The organism is Pyxidicoccus sp. M15 (genome assembly GCF_056858435.1).
On record NZ_CM166495.1, the window covers coordinates 4,459,555 to 4,479,997 of the forward strand.

The window sequence follows — 20,443 nt, forward strand, 5'->3', positions numbered from 1 at the left end:
CCCGGCTGCCCCAGCCACCCCGGGTGTCGGAAGCCCCGCCCCGTGAAGCGCGCCCTCACCCCGCGCGCGAGTGATGGGTGCTGAATCCTCTTTAGCGGCAATTTCACGTCACAGCTTCACCTTTGAAGTAGAGTGCTTCAGCCATGACGCGGCCTGTGTCCGCCTACGCCCCTCGAAGCGAGCGCAAGCCGTTGTACGTGAAGGTGGTGACGCAGCCCGCGCTCCATGGGTGCTGGGCCGTCAACATCAGCGACACGGGCATCGGCCTCGTCGCCACGCCGCGCGATGTCGCGGAGGGGCCTCGCGAGGGCGAGGAGGTGGAGCTGTCCTTCTCGCTGCCCGACTCGGGAGAGCACATCCGCGTGCTCGGGGACGTGCGGTGGCGGCATGACGCGTCCGGGGCGGTGACGTCGCTGGGCGTCGTGTTCCGCACCTTCGAGGGCTCGGACCGGGTGAAGCTGGCGCGCTACCTCACCACCACGCACATCCAGGTGGTGGTGGCGTTCGCCAGCGAGCTGGAGGCCCGCGGGGTGCGCGCGGCGCTGGAGGGGCAGGCCACGCCCCACTTCGCCTCCCACCTCGACGAGGTCCACACGCTGCTGACGCGAGGTGACGCCGCCGCGCTGGTGGTGTGCGGGCACGACGAGGAGCAGGCGCTGGCGCTGGTGCAGTCGCTGGCCCTGCACCGCGCGGAGCAGGACGTGTCCGGCGGCGGCCCGCCGAGCGACCTCGCCTCGCGCATCGTCTACTGCGCGCCCGCCGCCCCGGAGCGGCTGGTGGCTCTCTTCAACGCCGGCCGCATCTTCCGCGCCCCCGGGCCCCACCCCACGCCGGAGGCCCTGCGCCAGGCGGTGCTGGACGCGGGCCGCGAGCACGGCGTGCGCACCGAGCAGTGGCGCATGGCGCTGGAGCTGGAGCGCAACCTGCTGCGCGAGCGGGCATTGACGCAGGCGCTCCCGGCGGCCCCGGGCGGACGGGGCGCGGACGAGGTGGGCTTCCGCAGCGGGGCCATGCAGCGGGTGATGGAGATGGTGCGCCTGGTGGCGCCCCACCGCGTGGCGGTGCTGCTGCAGGGCGAGACGGGCACCGGCAAGGAGGTGCTGGCGCGCATCCTCCACCGGCTCAGCGGGCGCGGGGACGTGTCGCTGGTGGCGCAGGACTGCGGCGCGCTGACGGAGACGCTGCTGGAGAGCGAGCTGTTCGGCCACGTGAAGGGCGCCTTCACCGGCGCGGTGGCGGACCACCCGGGCCTGTTCGTGCTCGCCAACGGCGGCACCATCTTCCTGGACGAAATCGAGAACACCACCCCCAACCTCCAGGCGAAGCTGTTGCGCGTGCTGGAGACGGGGGACGTGCGTCCGGTGGGCGGCCCCCATGTGCGCCACGTGGACGTGCGCGTGGTGGCCGCCAGCAACAAGGACCTGGGCGAGGAGGTGCGCGCCGGGCGCTTCCGCGCGGACCTCTTCTACCGGCTCAACAGCTTCACCATCGACATCCCGCCCCTGCGGGACAGGCCCGAGGACGTGCCCGAGCTGGCGCGCTACTTCCTGGAGCTGTTCAACCGCGCCCTCAAGCGCTCCGCCAGCGGCATTGCCCCGGACGCGGAGGACGCGCTGCGCGCGCATGCGTGGCCGGGCAACGTGCGCGAGCTGCGCAACGTCATGGAGCGCGCCGTGCTGCTGTCCCGCCCGGGCGAGGTGGTGACGCAGCGGCTCCTGCCGCCGGTGCTGGGGGCCACGGTGCCGGTGCGCAACGAGCACACGGGAGACGGCTCGCTGCGCGCGCGGCTGGAGCGGGTGGAGCGCGAGCTCATCCGCGAGGCGCTGGAGCGCCATGGCGGAGTGCTGCGGCGCGCGGCCGTGGCGCTGGGCATGGACCCGGTGACGCTGGGCCGCAGGGCCCGGCGCCACGGCCTCTGGAAGGCGGAGGATTAGGCCTTCAGTGCGTCTTCACCCACTGGAGCAGCGGCTTCCAGACGCGCTCCCGGGCGTCGTTCGCGAGGAACAGGTCCGCGTGCCCGTAGTCGAGCGCGCGCTGCGCCTCCGGCAGCGTCCGCGCCGTGAGGAGGGTGACGTCCTGGCTGCCCAGCAGCGTGAGGGTGTGCTCGCCATAGCGGCCCACGCCGCCCGCGGCGCCCACGTACAGCACCGGCACCTTCACCTTGTGGAGGTTGTCGTCGTACGGCACGGGCAGGCCGCACGCCCACGCTTCCGTCTCCACCACCTCGTTGAGGCTCTGGTAGGGCGCGGCGCGCTGCGCGTACTCGTAGAGGTAGGCCTCGCGGGTGAAGGTCAGCGTCTCGGGAAGGCCGAGCGCGTCCGGGATGCCGGCCATCAGGTGGTAGCCCGGGGTGAGGGGCTTGAGCGGCGCCAGCAGCGCGCCCGTGGCCGCCGCGGAGACGATGGCCGCCTTGCGGTTGGTGGGCTTGCCGGTGCCGGGGCCGAACACGTCCTCGGGCAGCAGCGGTGACGGCGCATTCGGCGCCGTGGCGGCGAGCTGGCCGAGCAACTGCAACGTGATTCCGGGCGCGGGACCCAGCAGTCCGCCCTCCACCCGGCCCGCCTGCCGCGCCGCGCTCAGCACCGCGTGGCGCTCACAGGCAAAGGCCTGCTGCTGCGCGTCCTGGGGCGCGTAGCGCAGCACCATGTCCACGGGGATGAAGCCGTCCACCTGGCGCAGGCCGGGCGGCAGCTTCGCGTCCAGGCTCATGTACGCGTACGCCACCGCGGCGCCGCGGCTCCAGCCCATCAGGTGCATGGAGCCGTTGCCGCCGCTCCCCGTGACGAGGCGCAGCGCCCGCGCCACGGTGAGGCCCGTGCCCACGTCCTTCGCGTGCGTGCCCAGCGTCCAGTTCGCCATGAAGGAGAAGTCCTGCGTGCCCGCCGGCACCCCCGCCCACCGCAAGTCGATGCCCCACACGTCCACGCCCTCCTGCGCCAGGAAGGCGGCGATGGACTGGTCCACCGGCACCTGCGCCGAGCCCACGCTGGAGAGGAAGGCCGCCTCGAAGCCCCACCCGTCGCCGTGCACCATGAAGACGGAGCGGCTCGTGCGCGCCGGCCGCCAGGGGCCGTCCTCGCGCACCACGCGGTGGAGGGTGACGAAGTCATATGCGCCCGGGCCCACGCGGACCCGCATGCGGTAGTGCGCCACGTTGCCGAACAGCACGTTGCGCGCGTCGGACCAGGCCAGGGTCTGCTTCGCGTCCACGCCCTGGAGCGTGGCCTCCGCGTCCACGCCCTGGAGCGTGGCCTCCGCGGTGATGCCCTGGAGCGACTCGACCGGGAGCGACTCGTCGACCGGGCTGGCCGAGCCCGTCTCAACACCACAACCGAGCGTCACACCGGCCAGCGAGACGCAGAGAATGAACAAGAAACGCATACAGACCTCGAATCAACGGAAGGGGTTCGGAGGAAGCCGACCGCCGGCCCGGGGCTCCCCCTGCTGTGTCGCCCTCCGAGCAGAATCCAAGCCACCCCCCAAACCCTTGGAATCCCAGGAGTGCTTTCCAGACGTGAGCTTCATGTGTGAAGCCCACTCTGGATCGAACCCCTGACATGCCCTGCCAGGTACGGGACTTCCGAGCCTGCTTCACCACTGAAGCGGGCACGTCACCCGTGCGGCACCTCGCGCAGGGCGAGAGGCCGCCGGCAGTGCATGGACTGGGGGCGATGAGCGTGCGCCACTAAACATAAGAGGGAAGATCCAGCAAGGACCGAATAGTCCCCGAGGACGGCACACCTGCCTGGGTCCTGACAGCACCAGCGGGCGTGAAGGGATGCTGAACACCCGAGTCTTTTCGGCCCTCGCGCCACCGAGGGGGGCGGGCGCACATGGGAGGTGTAACGCTACCCGGGAGGCCCCATGGTGGAACCGCGATTCCAGCGCAACCTCGGCGTCATCGCCCCCACGACGATGGCGCGGCTGTCACACACGCACGTGCTCGTCGCGGGCGTGGGGGGCGCTGGCGGGCAGTGCGCGGTGGACCTGGCGCGGATGGGCATTGGCGGGCTCACGCTCGCGGACTTCGACACGTACGAGCGGCACAACATGAACCGGCAGGTGGGCTGCTTCGAGAGCACGCTGGGCCAGTCCAAGGTGGAGGTGGTGGGGCGGATGTGCCTGGACATCCACCCGGACCTGCGGCTGCGGCGGGTGCCCGAGGGAATCTCCCAGGACGCCGCGGAGGCGGTGCTCGCGGGGGGCGAGGGGCTGCCGCCGGTGGACTACGTGGTGGAGGTCATCGACATCGCGGGCGCGCGGGAGAAGCAGGCGCTCCACCGCGCCTGCCGGGCGCGCGGCGTGCCCGTCATGACGGGGCTGATGCTGGGCTTCGGCGCGGCGCTGCACGTCTTCCAGCCGGACGCGCCGCTCTACGAGGAGCTCTACATCCTGCCGGACGGCCGCATCGACCTGCCGGCCATCATCCCCCACCTGGGCAGCTACATGCTCCAGGAGTACATGGACGCGTGCTACCAGGGGACGGGGCACGCGCCCACGTGCGTGGTGGGCGCCACCACCGCGGCGGGGATGATGGTGAGCGAGCTGATGCGCGGAATCATGCTCGGCCCGCGCGCCATGGTGTCGTGGCCCGAGTACCTCTACGTGGACCTCTTCGACCACCGCTACGTCCGGGCCTCGCTGAAGCCCGGCCGGCCCCAGCTCACACCACGCCGCGCGTCCGCGCCTCGTGGATGAGCTTCACGCCGTCCACGCCCAGGCGCTTGCTCAGGTACGGCGCCACCATGTCCGCGTGCTTGTGCACGCGGTGGTACGCCTCGTCATAGGTGCGCGTGACGAGGTTGATGCCGGAGATGATGACCCGCTGGAGGTTGTACTGCAGGTCATTGCCCTCGACGATGGCGTGAATCTCCGAGAACAGCGGCCGCGCGTCCGACTGGAGGTTGGACAGGTGGCGGCGCTGCTCGGTGTTGGGCACGGAGGACTTCGGAGACAGGCTCGCCACCAGCACGAGCGGTGGCTTGAGCTCCTCGTACACGTCCCGCATCTGCGTGAAGACGGTCCGGATTTCCTCGTGACTGGGAGGCGCCTCCCAGCGGAGGAAGAAGACCCTGTCGATGATGGCTGTCTTGAAGACCGGAGTTCCCATGACGTCGCACTGCTCCTTCGCGCAATAAGACCGGAAGCTCCCGGTCCCCCTCTCACCCGCAAACGCATGACGCTGGCGGGCGGTTCTGGAGCGCATCGTGCGCGCGGTGCATGGGGACGAAATCAGACCGCGGGGCCGTCATCCGCGGCCGGACAGAGCGGGGCGCCGCGGCGTCCTCCTGGAGTCGAAGGCGCGGCGGAGGCGGGGCTTGGGATGTCGGGGAGTGGATGCTCGCGGCGGCGCGAAGGCGCCCGTCATCGTGAGCACGGCCCCAGGAGCGGGGCCGGAAGGCCCCACGAGGACGCGGGGCCGGTACGACAGGCCGGGGCCCCGCCCATGAAGCGGCGGGGCCCCGGGGTGCGTCAGTCACCGGAGATGGTCATTTCCTCGGCCGGAGCGGCGGCGACTTCCGCGTCCGAGAAGAGGATGGGGCGCCACTCCTTGTTGGAGAACAGGCGCGTCTGGTCCGCGAAGTACGGCGAGGACGGGTCGCTGCTCTCGCCGTACGTCAGCACCGCGCGGCCCTTGGGGCCCTGGTCGGTGAACTCCATCGCCATGATGAAGCTGCTGCCGTTGTTGATGACGTAGCCGTTGGTGGTGAGGCCCGAGCGGCCGTTGATCGTCGCGCCACGCGGGGCGGTGGGGGCGGACTCCTCGGCGGTGGACTTGAAGGTGCCGTAGGTGACGACGTTCGCCGTGCCGTCGGGGTTGTTGCCGCCGTGGATGGGGATGCGCTCGCCGGTGACGCGCGGCGAGTACTGCACCTCGCCCAGCGGCTTGTTCACCGCGATGCCCGCGCGGTTCAGGATGTCCACCGCCTGCGCCAGCCGCGTCAGCACCGGGTCGTCGCCGGTCGGCGGCGCCGGGGCCAGCGTGTTGGGCGTGGTGATGGGGTTGGCCTTGTTGAAGGGCACCGCGTAGATATCCCCTCCGTTGGTGTGCACGCCGGGGGGAGCGAGGCTGGCGAACTCACGCCACACGATGGCGCCCACGCTGTTGGTGTTGTAGAGGCCGTCCCAGTTCTTCAGCACGGTGCACGCGGCGCTGATGTCCACCTGCTTGGTGTTGGCGCCGGTTCCGATGGTGATGTTGGTCTTGCCCGTGCAGCGCTCGACCACGCCGTCCCGGAGCAGCTCCTCCGTCATGCTGCGGTTGCTGAGGATGGCGTTCTCCAGCTCCGTGAGGTTGAACTTGCCGTTCGAGCCGGAAGCGCCGTCCTCGCGAACCTCCATGAGCAGCTCCGCGTTCATGCGCGTGCGCGGGCTCTGGCCCGCGTCCTCGAGGCCGTGCAGGGGCGAGTAGCCCGTGAGCGGCTCGAGCGGGTTGGACAGCCAGTGGCTGTCGTTGGCGTTGAAGACGAAGTCGGTGCGGTCCAGCTTCGGCACCTTGCTGTAGGGCACGAGGCCGGGGCTGCGGGCCGGGTCGGCGTCGGTCTGCCACTCGTTCAGCGAGTTGCTGCCGTCCAGCAGCACCAGGCCCAGGCCGTTCCAGGCCGCCGCGGCAAACGGGTCCGCGCCGGCGATGCCCGCGCGCCAGGCCTGGATGGCCTCCGCCTTCAGGTTGGGCGTGGGCGTGGCGTCCGTGTACCAGACGTTGCCGTCCTTATCCGCCGCCATGGTGTTCACCCAGGGGATGCCCTGGACGTTCTTGTAGACGTCCTTGAACTCCTGGAAGCTCTTGGCCCGGTCCATGCCCAGGAACTGCGCCGTCAGCGCGGTGTTCTCCAGGTTGGCGTCGCGGAAGGTGTAGGCCTGCTGGGCGGTCCAGTCGAGCGTGCCGGGGACGGTGATGACCGGGCCGTAGTGGCTCACGTACATCTTCCGGGTGACGTTGGTCAGCGAGCCCTCGGGCAGCTTCACGAGGATGGTGATGTCGCGCGCGGTCATCTCGCGCTCGCCGCCGTCGTACTTGTACGTGGTGGGCTTGCCCGCCACGAGCGGCAGCCGGTACAGCGTCATGCGCTGGCCGGAGGAGAAGGTGTGCGTCCAGGCGACGTTCTCATTGAAGCCGATGAGCACCGCGGGCACGCCCAGCAGGCCCACGCCGTAGACGTTCATCTGGCCCGGCACCGTCAGGTGGCTCTCCCACAGCTTGAGCTCACCTTCCCAGGGGAAGTGCGGGTTGGCCACCACCATGCCGCGGCCGCCCTCGGACTTGTCCTTGCCCAGGGCCCAGCCGTTGCTGCCGACCTGGGAGAAATCGGGGCGCGTCACCTTGAAGCTGCCCGGCGCCGGGACGCCCACGCTGCCGCCGCCGGTGGCCGGCGGCGTGGCCGCGGCGATGGCGAGGATGAGCTGGTAGCTGCTGGCCGCCAGGCCCACGCTGATGTGGTACGCCAGCAGGTCCTCGGGGGTGATGGGCTTCACCCAGTCCCCGCCCTTGCAGGGCATGGGCAGGTTGGCGGCCGGCGTCTCCGCTACGTAGCGGTTGTAGCCCGCCACGTAGCCCTTCAGCAGCGCCTTCAGGTCTTCCGGCTGGCTGGGGAAGCTCGCCTGGGCCTTCGCAGGCAGGTCCAGCAGGCGGTAGGCGAAGTCGCTGGCCGCATACAGGCTGCCGTTGCCCTGGCCGAAGTAGCGGGCGCGCTCGCCGCGCACCTTGAGGATCTGATCCGCCAGGATGCAGACGTGGTTCTGGGCGAAGGCATAGCCCTGGCCGTAGCCCAGGCTGCCCATGTCCTTGCCGGTGATGTGGGGAATGCCGTGGGCGGTGCGGCGGATCTTCGCCTCATACGTCGGCGTCGTCGGGGTGGGGGGCGGATCCACCGGATCTTCGGGGTCGTCACACCCGGCGGCGAAGACCAGGCTCAGCCCGGCGAGGAGGGACAGCTGCCAGCGGGTGCTCCGGGATTGCAGGAGCACTCCGCGCGGATGGGGCGCAGGAGAGGTTGAGTTCATGACAGTGTTCGAGCGTACGGACGGGTGGATCACGACGTCAAAAGTTTTCTGGGAATGGACAATTTCCCGCCCCACCGTACCAGACGTGACTGTCAAGCACGAGGCGACGGGCAGTGAAGAGCGGGTGTGCTAGGAGAACGCGCATATGACGACCCAGCCGCAAGGCGCCCGCCGTCCGCGCCGCCACTTCTCGATGATCCGCACGTTCGTGCTGGCCGACTTCGTGACGCTGGGCAACGGCTTCGCGGGGGCGGGGGCCATCCTCGCCGCGATGCAGTTCCTGGCCTCGGGGGAGCGGGGCTGGCTGTGGCTGGCCTTCGGGCTGATGCCCATGGCGCTGCTGCTGGACTTCCTGGACGGGCGCATTGCCCGGTGGCGCTTCAAGAAGTCGCCCCTGGGGGCGGACCTGGACTCGCTGGCGGACGTCATCTCCTTCGGCATGGCGCCGGCGGCGCTGGGCTTCGCGGTGGGGATGCGGGGCGCGCTGGACGTGGCGGTGCTCCTCTACTTCGTCGCCTGCGGCATCAGCCGGCTGGCGCGCTTCAACGTCACCTCGGCGGAGCTGGCGGACGCGTCGGGGAAGGTGAAGTACTTCGAGGGAACCCCCATCCCCACCAGCCTGGCGCTGGTGATGGTGTTGGCGGTGGCCACGTGGATGGGGCGCATCGGTCCGGACCTGCTCGGCGGGGTGTGGGACCTGGGCCCGGTGTCGCTACACCCGCTCACCCTGCTGTACGCGGCGAGCGGCAGCGCGATGATCAGCAAGACACTGCGAATCCCGAAGATTTGAAACCGGACATGGGCCCCCATGAGGCGCCGGTTTTCCCACCGGTGGGTGGTTGCCCGCCCCGGAGTGGGTGCCTAGCTTCGCCACCGATCCGCCTGACCTCCACCATGTGGGGAGAGCGGCGGTCATGGGCGATGGATGGTTGTGGGGAAGGGGTGGGAGCCATGACGGGGCGCTGGGGCGTGCTTGCCCTCGCGGTGGTGGGCTTGCTGGCCGGGTGTGCGGACCGGGACCGTTCGTCCCTGGCTGACGGACGGCTGACGGCCACGCCTGGCGGGGTGGACTTCCAGAAGGTGGCCATCTTCGATGCGCGCGAGGCGGAAATCTCGCTGCGCAACGTGGGCCGTGCGCGCATCGATGTGAACGAGGTCTGGGTGGAGGGTCCCGAGGGTTCCTACCTCGCGGAGTTCACCCACGAGGGGCCGCACAGCCTGCAGCCGGGGAGCGCGTGCAGCCTGAAGGTGCGCTTCGCGCCGCCGAAGCCGGGGGCGCTGCCGGCGATGCTGGTGGTGCGCTCGGACACGCGAATCGAGCCGCTGCTGAAGATTCCGCTCAGCGGGACGGGCGTGGCGGCGTGGGCGGAGGTGTCGCCGCGGCGGCTGGACTTCGGCCGCATCGAGGCGGACTCCACCAAGACGCTGTCGCTGAAGCTGTCCAACGCCACGGAGATGGCGGTGGAGGTGGCGCCGCGGCTGGTGGGCGCGGACCGCGACGAGTTCAAGATGGAGCCGGTGACGCTGGCGGCGGGGGAGAGCCGGGAGGTGCCGCTGACGTTCAGCCCCGTGCGCGTGGGCAAGAAGCAGGTGGCGCTGGCGGTGTCGCCGTGCCGCGGCTGCGCGGACGTGCCGGTGCAGGTGGCGGCGGAGGCGCTGGAGCGCGCCGTCGTGGCCGAGCCGGAGGTGGTGGACTTCGGCGCGGTGCCGGTGGACCGCGAGTCCTACCGCGAGTCGCGCATCCACAACATCAGCACCGAGCCGGTGACGGTGACGCGGCTGACGCTGGAGGGCAAGGACGCGTCCTTCAGCCAGGCCAACCCGGGCTTCCCGCTGGTGCTGCAGCCCGGCGAGGTGCGCGGCTTCCAGCTGCGCTACAGCCCGGACCACCAGGGCCCCGCGCAGGACAACGCCATCTACCACGTGGAGAGCCGCCGCCACCCGACGCTGCCGGTGGGGCTGCGCGGCTACGGCGGCGCGGCGGAGCTGTGCGTGTCGCCGCTCTCGTATGACTTCGGCCGGCAGCCGCTCGGCTCGAAGACGCGCGTCATCGTCAACGTGAAGAACTGTGGCTCGTCCAACGCGGGCGCGCTCACCCTCAACACGCTGGCGTGGCAGCCGGCGCAGGGCGGTGAGCTGCAGTTCAACAACACTCCGCTGGCCATGCCGCACACCCTGCGTCCCGGCGAGGAGGTGAACATCGCCGTGTTCTACGAGCCCACGAGCGCGGGCGCGGCGACGGGCTCGCTGGTGATGACCACCAACGCCTTCTCCGCGGCCACGGTGCAGATGGACTTCCGCGGCCAGGCGGAGGAGCACGCGCCGTGTCAGCTGTCCGTCACCCCGCTGGCGCTGGACTTCGGGACGGTGCCGCCGGGGCAGGGCGCGGTGCTGGGCGTGAAGCTGGAGAACAAGGGCACGGACCTGTGCCCGGTGAAGAACATCCAGCTGCGTGACGACGGCGGCGGCGTGTTCGGCATGCCGGGTGGCGCGCTGTACGGCGGCATCATGTACCCCGGCGACTGGTTCAGCTTCATGGTGTCCTTCGCGTCGCCTCCGGCGGGCGGCCAGTTCATCGGCCTGCTTCAGGTGGAGCAGATGGACCCGGCCAACCCGGTCATCCTGGTGCCGCTGCGGGCCAACTCGCAGGCCGCGTGCCTGGTGGCCTCGCGCCGCTACCTGGACTGGGGCGTGGCGCGCCGCGACTGCCCGCCCGAGCCGCTGGAGGTGAACTTCCTCAACGCGTGCACCGCGCCGGTGACGGTGGACAACGTGTCCATTGGCCCGGGCACCACGGACTCCGAGTTCGCCCTCCAGCGCGTGCCGGACCCCATTCCCTTCACCCTGCTGCCCAACGAGGGCTTCACGGTGGGCGTGGAGTACTTCGCGCAGGTCAACGGCCTCAACGTGTCGCCGCTGTACGTGGCCTCGAGCGATTTGCCGGAGCCGCTGCTGGTGCCGCTCATCGGCGAGTCGTCCAAGCGCGTGGAGAAGACGGACCTCTTCGTGCAGCAGGACGTGAGCAAGGTGGACGTCCTCTTCGTGGTGGACAACACGGACTCCATGGCGGTGGAGCAGACGCGCCTGGTGGAGGCGGTGCCGACCTTCGTCAACACCGCGGCGGAGAAGAACGTGAACCTGCACGTGGCCGTCACCACCACCGGCATCCAGACGGCGCCCCAGCCGAACCCGGCGGACAACTGCCCGGGTGGCGCGCTGGGCGGTGAGGCCGGCCGCTTCTTCCCGGCGGACAACACCTTCAACCGCATCCTCACCAGTGCCATGCCGGACCTGGCCACGCAGCTGCAGCGCAACGTGCAGGTGGGCAAGTGCGCCGAGGTGGAGGAGGGCTTCGAGGCCATGCGCCGCGCGCTGTCGCGGCCGCTGGTGACCAGCGTGGACGACCCGCGCACCAGCCTTCCGCGCGACGGCAACGCGGGCTTCCTGCGGGACGAGGCCGCGCTGGTGGTGCTCTTCGTCAGCGACGAGGATGACCACTCGCCGGACGCGGTGGAGACCTACGTGCAGTGGGCGCAGCAGCTCAAGGGCGTCAACCAGCCGCAGCGCGCGACGTTCTACGCGATTGCGCCTCCGGAGGACGGCTGCGACACGGCGGGCGGCGCGGGCACGCGCTACGCGGAGGCCACGGCCCGCACCGGCGGCGAGGTGGTGAGCGTGTGCGCCCCGGACTACCGGCCGCTGCTGCGCGCGGTGGCGGACAAGGCCTTCTCCGCGCAGACGCGCTTCCCGCTCAGCGAGGTGTCGGAGCCGGGCAGCCTCGTCGTCACGGTGGATGGCGCGCCGGTGACGACGGGCTGGACGTACGACGGCGGCACCAACAGCGTGGTGTTCGCCAACGTGCCGGGCCCCGGCGCGAAGATCTCCATCAGCTACCGCCGCTCGTGCGCCGCGCTGTAGGGCAGGCGGACGAGCGAGCCAGCGCGAGGTGTGACGCAGTCGATGGGCCGGTCATCCGGCCCTCGACGTTCATGTCAGTCCCGGGTGCTACAGGTCTGCACTTGCCTGTGCGAATGACCAGAAAATTGGAGGGCACCTCACGGTGTGTACCCTGAGGTCGTACCCGCTGCTGCCGAGGAGGCACCCGGTGAGCTCCCGTGATTCCGAAGGAACGATGACGACCGCGGCCCGCGCGCCGGTGCGCGCGCCCGGACTGCGCGTCATCCGGGGGGAGGGCCAGCGGAGGGAAGAACCGCTCGCTTCCCGGGATGCCGTGGCGCGGGTGCTGATGGAGGCGGGCGCGGACATGCTGCTCCGCCGCATCACTCCGGCGCGAGCGCAGGAAATCGAGCGCAAGGTGGACCGGGTGCTCGACCTGTTCGACCGGGTGGATGTGGCGCCGGTGCTGATGCCGGTGCTCAAGCGGCACCTGGACGAGCTGGAGGCGCTGATGCGGGAAACCCGCGAGGTCCGGGCCGCGCGGCGGTAGCTGGCAGGTGGGGTCGGCAACGTCGTTCGGACGTTTGACCCCTCTGTCCGGTGCGCTTACGCTCGGGGCCTCTCCGCGTCCGGACCCCGGGGCCACGGTGGGTGGCAGGCCCGGGGGCGCGGTCAGGTCGCCGTGTCCATCGAAACCTATGGCAGGTATCAGCTCCTGAAGCGTCTCGCCACGGGCGGGATGGCGCAGATCTACCTCGCGCGCCGCCCGGGCCCCGACGGCGAGAAGCTGCTGGTCGTGAAGCGGATCCTCCCGCACCTCACGGAGAACGACGACTTCGTCAAGATGTTCCTGGACGAGGCGCGCATCGCGGCGCGGCTCAATCACGCCAACGTGGTCCAGATTTTCGACCTGGGCGCGCAGGACGACTCGTTCTTCATCGCCATGGAGTACATCCACGGCGAGGACCTGCGGAAGCTGTGGAGGCACTCGGAGTCACGGGGAATGCCACTCCCGGTGCCGCTGGTGTGCCGCATCCTCGTCGAGGCGAGCGCGGGCCTGGACTATGCGCACAAGCGCACGGACCCGACGACGGGGCGGCCTCTGGGCATCGTCCACCGCGACGTGTCCCCGCAGAACATCCTGGTGACGTTCGACGGCGGCGTGAAGGTGGTGGACTTCGGCATCGCCAAGGCGGCGGACCAGGCGACGATTACGCGCTCCGGGGTGCTGAAGGGGAAGTACTCGTACATGTCCCCGGAGCAGGCGGCGGGGCTGCGCGTGGACTGCCGCGCGGACATCTTCGCGCTGGGCGTGGTGCTGTACGAGCTGCTCACCGGGATGCGCCTGTTCAAGCGCACCAGCGACATCCAGACGCTGACGGCGGTGTCCGAGTGCCGGGTGCTGCCGCCCTCGCAGGTGACGACGCGCGTGCCGCCGGACCTGGACGCCATCGTCCTCAAGGCGCTCGCGAAGGACCCGGCCGACCGCTACCAGGAGGCGGCGCAGCTGCAGGCCGCGCTGGAGGCGTGGCTGGCCACGCACCGGCAGCCCTCGTCGGCCGCGCACCTGTCCGCGTACATGAAGGAGCTTTACGCGGAGCGGCTGGCCGCGGAGGCCCGCTCGGGCGAGGTGCAGGTGGAGGACTCCGAGGGGCCCTCGCCGTCCCCCCGCGCGGAGGCCTCGTCGCGGCGCACGGGGCTGCGGCCGGCGCTTCGCTCCGGCCCGGTGCCGGAGGACGCCACGGCCGCGCTGCGCCCGCGCCCCGCACGGCGCGCGGAAGCAGAGCCCGAGCCGGAGCGCCCGGCGTCCCGGACGACGGGAGTCCGGCGCGCGGTGGAGCCTGCGGCCGGGGAGCGCCCGTCCCGCGCGGGAATGGGCGTGGTGTCGCCGGCGCCGCCTCGCGTGGAGGAGGAGGCGCCGACGCTGGACGGCCGCGCCGCCACGCGGGGGACGCTGACGGACGTGAAGCTGGACGTGGAGCCCCTGCCGGTGCCGGACGTGCGCCCGGCGTCCCGGGTGCCGTCCCACACGGGCCGGTTCGAAGCGGGCCCCGCGGGCCCTCCCTATCCCATCCACGTGGAGGAGGACGGCCCCACGCTGGCGATGCCGGAGGTGCGCTCCTCGCGCATCGTGCTGCCCGTCCCCGTGGAGAACGAGGCGGAGGAGGACGCCCCCACGCTGGCGATGCCGGAGGTGGTGCGCGCCTCGCGCGTGGTGGTGCCGGTGCCGGAGGACGACGAGGCGGAGGAGGACGCGCCCACGCTGTCGCTGGGCCTGTCCCGCCCGGCCCGGGCCTCGACGACGCGCACGGACACGGCCGTCCCGCCGCGGGCGGCACCGCCGAGGCGCTGGGGCTGGATGGCCGGGGTGGGGCTGGCGGTGGTCGTCGCGGTGGCCGCGCTGCTGTGGGCCTGGCCGAAGACTCCGCCCGCCACGGTGCGGCTGGAGACGCTGCCGCCCGGAGCCACCGTGCTCTTCGCCGGCCAGGCGCTCGCGGAGAAGACGCCGCTGGTGCTGCCGCCCATGCCGGCCGGCCAGTACCCCGTCGAGGTGAGCCGGGACGGCTACGAGGTGCTGCGGACCACGGTGGACGTTCCGGCCACGGGCTCGGCGTCCGCCGGGCTGATGCGGCTGGTGCCGGTGACGCCCACGCCCGCCGCGCCGCGCGGGGAGGCCCCCCCGGCGTCCGCGCCGGTGAGGACGGGCGCCCCCGCTCCGGTGCGGCTGCGGGTGGAGACGGAGCCCGCGGAGGCGCTCGTCTTCGTGGACGGCCAGCCGCAGGGGGACGCGCCCGCCGAGATTCCCGTCGCTCCGGGGCGGGAGGTGGCGGTGCGGGTGGAGGCGGCGAGGCACCATCCCCTGGTGCGCGCGGTGATGGTGGGGAAGGGGCCCGAGCAGGTGGAGCGCTTCGTGCTGGAGCCGGACCCGCGGGCGACGGACACGGGCCCCGGGGCGCGGAGCCGCTCCGGCATGGCCCGGGTCCGCTTCGCGGTGCAGCCCTGGGCCCAGGTGACGTGCAGCGGCAAGCGCCTGGGGGAGACGCCCTTCGACGTCGTCGAGCTGCGGGTGGGGACGCATGACTGCCGGTTCTTCAACCCCGACCTCAAGAAGACGCTCAACCGACGTATCGAGGTAAAGCCCATCGACCTCAACGTGGTGAACGTGAAGTTCGAGTAGGCCCACCTCCGGATGCTCCCGTGACGCTCGAAGCCGGCACCCACATCGGCAAGTACGTCGTCCGCCGCAAGCTCGCCGAGGGCGGGATGGCGGAGATCTACCTGTGCACGGCCCGGGGGGCCGAGGGCTTCGAGAAGGAGGTCGTCATCAAGCGGGTGCGCGCCTTCCTCGCGAGCGACCCCGAGTTCGTGGGGATGTTCATCGCCGAGGCGCGTCTGGCCTCCCGGCTCAACCACGCCAACGTGGTGCAGATCTTCGACTTCGACAAGCACGAGGACACGTACTACCTGGCCATGGAGTACGTGCGCGGCTGCTCGCTGTGGGAGCTGCGCAAGCGGTGCAAGGAGCTGATGGAGCCGGTGCCGCCGATGCTGGTGGCGCACATCGGCACGGAGGTGGCGCGCGGGCTGCACTACGCGCACCGGGTCCGGGTGAACGGGCAGCCGCTGGACCTGGTGCACCGGGACGTCACCCCGCACAACGTGCTGCTGTCCTACGACGGCGCGGTGAAGCTGACCGACTTCGGCATCGCCAAGGCGGGCAACAAGCTCACGCAGCCCGGCGTGCTCAAGGGCAAGTTCGCGTACATGTCCCCCGAGCAGGCCCGCGGCGAGGCCGTGGACGCGCGCACGGACATCTTCGCGCTGGGCGTGGTGCTGTGGGAGATGCTCACCGGTGGGCGGCTGTTCGACGGGGACTCCGAGGTGGCGGTGCTCCGCGCGGTGCAGCAGAGCGCCATTCCCCCTCCGGCCCGCCTCAACCCGGACGTGCCCGCGGACCTGGACGCCGTCGTGGTGCGCGCACTGGACAGAGACCCCGCGGCCCGCTTCCAGACGGCAGGGGAGCTGGAGCGAGCGCTGGCCCAGTGCGTGCTGACGCACGCGAAGACGGTGGACGACACGGACCTGAGCGCCTTCATGCGGCGGCTGTTCCCCACCAGCCTCACCCAGGCCATGCCCACGGTGCAGGAGCGGACCCACGTGGAGGAGGCCCCGGTGCCTCCCGGCGCCGACGTGCGCGTCCAGATGCCGCGCGAGCCCACGGCGGTGATGCCGGGGGTTGCGAGCGGCAGGGGTGTGGCGGTGTCCTCGTCACCGGACGAGGACATCCACGCGCCCACCTTCGTGCTGCCGCGCCGGGACGAGGCGGACGCCGCGCCGTCCGCGCCGCTGCCGCCCATGGCCACGCCGATGATGCCGCTGCCGGCGGTGGGCTCCTCGCCGGTGCCTCGCCCCATGCCGCCGGTGGCCGCGCCCATCGCCACAGTGCGGCCGAGCCGCCCGGAGGGCACTCCCGCCGTGACGGGGGAGGGAAGTGACGCCGTGGCGCGGAGCGGCACGCCGTCGGGTGGCAGGAGGCCAAGCCCGCCGGAGGGGGTGTCCTCCGTGGGTGGCGGGACGCCGAGCCCGTTGGAGGGGGTGTCCTCCGTGGGGGGCGGGAGACCGAGCCCGGCGGAGGGGGCGTCTTCCGTCGGTGGCAGGAGACCGAGCCCGCCGGAGGGGGTGTCCTCCGTGGGTGGCGGGACGCCGAGCCGGCCCGACGGCGTTTCCTCTGTCAGCGGTCGGAGGCCGAGCCAGCCGGAAGGCGTGTCCTCTCCGGAGATGGCTTCCACCGGCACGACTCCTCCGGGCCGGAGGGACGGCACGTCCTCCGTTGGAAGGAACGTTCCTTCCGCCGCCCCGGGCGCCGGGTCGCCCTCGCTGGCCGCGACTCCGGACGACGATGCTCCGGAGACCGTCTCGTCGACCGAGCCGGAGGGACTGGCCGCGCGCGGCTCCGTCCTGCCCCCGGCCCGGCGCCGTCCGCTGGCGCTGGGGCTGGCCGCGGCGGTGGGCCTGGCCGTCCTGGGCGCCGCCGTGGCGGTGATGCGCTTCCGCGCGGAGACCGCGCCCGCCCAGACGGCTCGAGCTCCAGTCAGTGAAGGGGCCGCAACGACAGTGCCCGGAACGGGGGAGCCGCCGTCCGCCGGAGCCTCGGGCACGGCCACCGCGCCGGCCGTGAAGACCGACGTGCCCGCCCAGCCCGGCGTCCCGGGAACCGCCCCCGCCGGCACGGGCAGCGCCGTGGTGGCCGCCAGTGGCGACGGCAGCCCCGACTCCGACACCGCCGAGGTGGACGGCCTCAAGCGCGAGGAGGCGCTCGGCACCGAGCCCCGGCCCGTCGGCGACTCCCGCCCCGCCGCCGCCGACACCCAGGCCGGCCAGCCGGCCGCGACCACCGGCACGCTCCAGGTGCGGGCCACGCCGTACGCCACCGTCTTCCTCAACGGGAAGCGCCTGGACGAAGTCGAGGGGCGCGCCTCCTACAAGCTCGCCCCGGGCACCTACAAGCTGCTCTTCCGGCACCCCTCCGGGGACAAGAGCTTCGACGTCACCATCGCCGCCGGGACGTCGGTGCTTCGCGAGTTCCGCGCGACCAGGGCCCACTGAAGCGTCATCCACTGAACGTTGCCGGAAGCCCCGGGGCCACGCTCCCTCCGAGCCGCCCCGAGCGGCCACCCGTGCCCCGCTGAGCCCGCGCCGGAGGAGGCCTTCCGCCTCCCCGGAGGCACCGCCCGAATCGTCGTCCGTCGATCAGCCCTGTAGCAGTCCACCTTGACCTTTGCGATCGGCTCTGGCACTCAGTGGCCCCCATTCAGTAGCCTATATTCAATGGAATCGATGGACCTGCTGGCTCCCGACGAGATTGCTCGGATCGAGCGCGAGAACGCGGGCGGCCTGCCCGCGAGCGCCATCCTGGAGATCTTCCGGCCTCGGGGCGTGCGGCTGTCGGAGGCGACGTTCCGCAAGTACGTCCAGGCGGGGCTGCTACCGCGCAGCCGCCGCGTGGGCCGCAAGGGGAAGCATCAGGGGAGCCGGGGGCTCTACCCGGTGGAAGCGGTGCGCCGCATCAATGTCATCAAGAAGATGATGGCGGAAGGGCACACCCTGGAGGACATCAAGCGCTCCTACGTCTTCCATGCCAACCACATCGACCAGCTGGAGCGGGACCTGGCGGGTCTATTGAACGGGTTCCAGGAGGAGCTGGGGGACCGCGCCTTTGGAGGGGAGCACCGGCGTACGCTCGAGGCGGAGTTGGCAACCCTGAGGCAAAGAGCGCAGGATCTGGTCCGGGATGTGGCCCGGCTGGGCAGTGCAGTAACCGCACGCGAAGACGAAACCATCCGTTCGCAATAAGATGCCGGCCCGGAACCGGGTAGACTGGCCTCACGTGGAGGGGACATGTCGGAAGTGAAGCAACTGCAGGAGGAGGGCGGGGACCAGGAAACGGAGCAGGCGCAGGAGCGCCGCCGTTCCAAGACGATGTCGCGCAAGGAGATGGCGCGCGACCTGCGACGGCGTCGTCTGACTGGTCAGGTGGACCCGGAAGAGGCGGACCTGCTGAAGCAGATGGACGACACGCGGCCGCGCACCCGCGCCGACTGTGTGAATGGCCCGCGTCCGTGCATGTTCGTCTCCTGCAAGCACAACCTCTATCTGGACGTGAATCCGGAGACGGGGTCCATCAAGCTCAACTTCCCCGACAAGGAAATCTGGGAGCTCGAGCACACCTGCGCCCTGGACGTGGCGGAGAAGGGCGGCATCACGCTCGAGGAGGTGGGTGAAATCATGAACCTCACCCGCGAGCGCATCCGCCAGGTGGAGACGCGCGGCCTCATGAAGCTGCGCGAGGCCACCGAGGCCGAGCCCCCGGTTTCGGCTCGCAAGCCCTGAAGTATCGGGCGGCTTCCGCCCGTCGACGAAGGCCGACGTGTTGCGTTGACACCCCTGGGGGTGGTTGCTACTACCGCGCCGCTCCCCGCACACCGAGGCCCACACGTGCTGGCTCTCCTCAGCGTTTCCGACAAGCGCGGTCTGGTCCCCTTCGCCCAGGGCCTCGTGCGCCTGGGTTTCCGGTTGCTCTCCACCGGAGGCACGCTGGAGGCGCTCAAGGGCGCTGGCGTCCCGGCCACCAAGGTGTCCGAGCACACGCAGAGCCCCGAGATTCTCGGTGGCCGCGTGAAGACGCTGCACCCCCGCATCCACGGCGGCCTCCTGGGCCGCGTGGACCTGGAGGGTGACCGGGCGGAGATGAAGGCGCACGGCATCGAGCCCATCTCCCTCGTCGCCGTGAATCTCTACCCGTTCCGCCAGACGGTGGCCTCGGGCGCGGCCGAGGCGGACGTCATCGAGCAGATTGACATCGGCGGGCCGGCGATGGTGCGCGCGTCCGCGAAGAACTTCCGGCACGTCGCCGTGGTGGTGGACCCGGATGACTACCCCGCGGTGCTCGCGGAGCTGGAGCAGCAGAAGGCGGTGGGCGAGGAGACGCGGCGCAAGCTGATGCGCAAGGCCTTCGCGCACACGGCGGCCTACGACGCGTCCATCTCCGCGTGGCTGTCGGGTGGCGCGGGCGAGCCCTTCCCGGGCGAGCTGTCGCTGGCGTACCAGAAGGCGCAGGACTTGCGGTACGGGGAGAACCCGCACCAGCGCGGCGCCTTCTACCGCGAGCACTCCGCGCCGTCCGAGCCGACGGTGGCCTTCTCCAAGGTGCTGCAGGGCAAGGAGCTCTCGTACAACAACATCCTCGACCTGGACGCGGCGCTGGGGCTGCTGCTGGAGTTCCCGGAGAAGCCCTGCGCGGTCATCATCAAGCACAACACCCCGTGCGGTGTGTCGGTGGATGACGTGCTGGTGAAGGCGTACCGCACGGCGCGCGCGGTGGACGAGGTGTCCGCCTTCGGCGGCATCGTCGCCCTCAACCGCGAGGTGGACGAGGCCACCGCCCAGGCGATGGCGGAGACCTTCCTGGAGGCGGTCATCGCGCCGTCCTACTCGGCCGCGGCGCTCCAGGTGCTGGCGGGGAAGAAGAACCTGCGGCTGCTGGAGGCGGGCCCGGCGCTCGCCTCGCCGCAGGCCCGGCCGAGGGCCCAGCTCGACGCCCGGAGCGTGTCCGGCGGCCTGCTCCTCATGGACCGGGACGCCGTCGAGCCCGCGCTCAGCTGGAAGGTGGTCTCCAAGCGTGCTCCCACGCCGGAGGAGGAGCGGGCGCTGCGCTTCGCCTGGAAGGTGTGCAAGCACGTGAAGAGCAACGCCATCGTGTTCTCCTCGGGGGACCAGTTGCTGGCGCAGGGCGGCGGCCAGACGAACCGTGTAGACTCCGTGCGCATCGCGATGAAGCGCGGCGGCGAGGCCCTCAAGGGGAGCGCCGTGGCCTCGGACGCCTTCTTCCCCTTCCGGGATGGCCTGGATGAGGCCGCCCGGGCCGGGGCGACGTGTGTCGTCCACCCTGGCGGCTCGGTCCGGGACGCGGAAGTTATTGCCGCGGCCGACGAACATGGGATGGCCATGGTGCTGACGGGAGTGCGACACTTCCGCCACTGAG

Annotated in this window: 13 protein-coding genes; 10 read left to right on the forward strand and 3 right to left on the reverse strand. The window is 71.3% G+C overall.

Annotation, left to right across the window (positions count from 1 at the left end):
• Positions 1 to 143 precede the first annotated feature (143 nt).
• Positions 144 to 1,934: a sigma 54-interacting transcriptional regulator gene (locus tag ACX9TP_RS16820; protein ID WP_482980741.1), complete on the forward strand. Its 1,791-nt coding sequence runs from the start codon at positions 144 to 146 to the stop codon at positions 1,932 to 1,934.
• A 4-nt stretch (positions 1,935 to 1,938) separates the two neighbouring features.
• Here the strand turns inward: ACX9TP_RS16820 and ACX9TP_RS16825 are convergent, their stop codons facing one another.
• A complete protein-coding gene (locus ACX9TP_RS16825; RefSeq protein WP_482980742.1) occupies positions 1,939 to 3,381 on the reverse strand; it encodes an alpha/beta fold hydrolase in 1,443 nt (480 codons plus the stop codon).
• Positions 3,382 to 3,864: 483 nt separating this feature from the next.
• Between ACX9TP_RS16825 and ACX9TP_RS16830 the strand changes: the two genes are divergently transcribed.
• Complete coding sequence (locus tag ACX9TP_RS16830; protein WP_482980743.1) at positions 3,865 to 4,698, forward strand: ThiF family adenylyltransferase; 834 nt, start codon at positions 3,865 to 3,867, stop codon at positions 4,696 to 4,698.
• Here the strand turns inward: ACX9TP_RS16830 and ACX9TP_RS16835 are convergent.
• Both ACX9TP_RS16835 and ACX9TP_RS16840 read right to left on the reverse strand, forming a co-directional pair.
• A complete protein-coding gene (locus ACX9TP_RS16835; RefSeq protein WP_482980744.1) occupies positions 4,664 to 5,110 on the reverse strand; it encodes a DofA protein in 447 nt (148 codons plus the stop codon). The genes ACX9TP_RS16830 and ACX9TP_RS16835 overlap by 35 nt on opposite strands.
• A 362-nt stretch (positions 5,111 to 5,472) precedes the next feature.
• Positions 5,473 to 8,004, reverse strand: coding sequence for an acylase (locus ACX9TP_RS16840; RefSeq protein ID WP_482980745.1), 2,532 nt, complete (start codon positions 8,002 to 8,004; stop codon positions 5,473 to 5,475).
• Between the two features lie 145 nt (positions 8,005 to 8,149).
• On the opposite strand from ACX9TP_RS16840, the gene ACX9TP_RS16845 reads away from it, so the two are divergent.
• From ACX9TP_RS16845 to purH, 8 genes are all read left to right on the forward strand, one after another.
• Positions 8,150 to 8,794 (forward strand): CDP-alcohol phosphatidyltransferase family protein, encoded by a 645-nt coding sequence (locus ACX9TP_RS16845; protein WP_482980746.1) that lies wholly within the window; start codon positions 8,150 to 8,152, stop codon positions 8,792 to 8,794.
• A gap of 161 nt (positions 8,795 to 8,955) precedes the next feature.
• Positions 8,956 to 11,922, forward strand: a complete 2,967-nt coding sequence (locus ACX9TP_RS16850; RefSeq protein WP_482980747.1) for a choice-of-anchor D domain-containing protein — start codon at positions 8,956 to 8,958, stop codon at positions 11,920 to 11,922.
• 142 nt (positions 11,923 to 12,064) lie between these two features.
• A complete protein-coding gene (locus ACX9TP_RS16855; protein WP_482980748.1) occupies positions 12,065 to 12,451 on the forward strand; it encodes a hypothetical protein in 387 nt (128 codons plus the stop codon).
• Positions 12,452 to 12,583: 132 nt separating this feature from the next.
• Positions 12,584 to 15,079: a serine/threonine-protein kinase gene (locus ACX9TP_RS16860; protein WP_482980749.1), complete on the forward strand. Its 2,496-nt coding sequence runs from the start codon at positions 12,584 to 12,586 to the stop codon at positions 15,077 to 15,079.
• 20 nt (positions 15,080 to 15,099) lie between these two features.
• A complete protein-coding gene (locus ACX9TP_RS16865) occupies positions 15,100 to 17,508 on the forward strand; it encodes a serine/threonine-protein kinase (protein WP_482980750.1) in 2,409 nt (802 codons plus the stop codon).
• A 222-nt stretch (positions 17,509 to 17,730) separates the two neighbouring features.
• Positions 17,731 to 18,255, forward strand: coding sequence for a MerR family transcriptional regulator (locus ACX9TP_RS16870; protein WP_482980751.1), 525 nt, complete (start codon positions 17,731 to 17,733; stop codon positions 18,253 to 18,255).
• 45 nt (positions 18,256 to 18,300) lie between these two features.
• Complete coding sequence (locus ACX9TP_RS16875) at positions 18,301 to 18,792, forward strand: sigma factor-like helix-turn-helix DNA-binding protein (protein ID WP_163997192.1); 492 nt, start codon at positions 18,301 to 18,303, stop codon at positions 18,790 to 18,792.
• Between the two features lie 105 nt (positions 18,793 to 18,897).
• Positions 18,898 to 20,442, forward strand: a complete 1,545-nt coding sequence (purH, locus tag ACX9TP_RS16880; RefSeq protein WP_482980752.1) for a bifunctional phosphoribosylaminoimidazolecarboxamide formyltransferase/IMP cyclohydrolase — start codon at positions 18,898 to 18,900, stop codon at positions 20,440 to 20,442.
• Position 20,443: the final 1 nt, after the last annotated feature.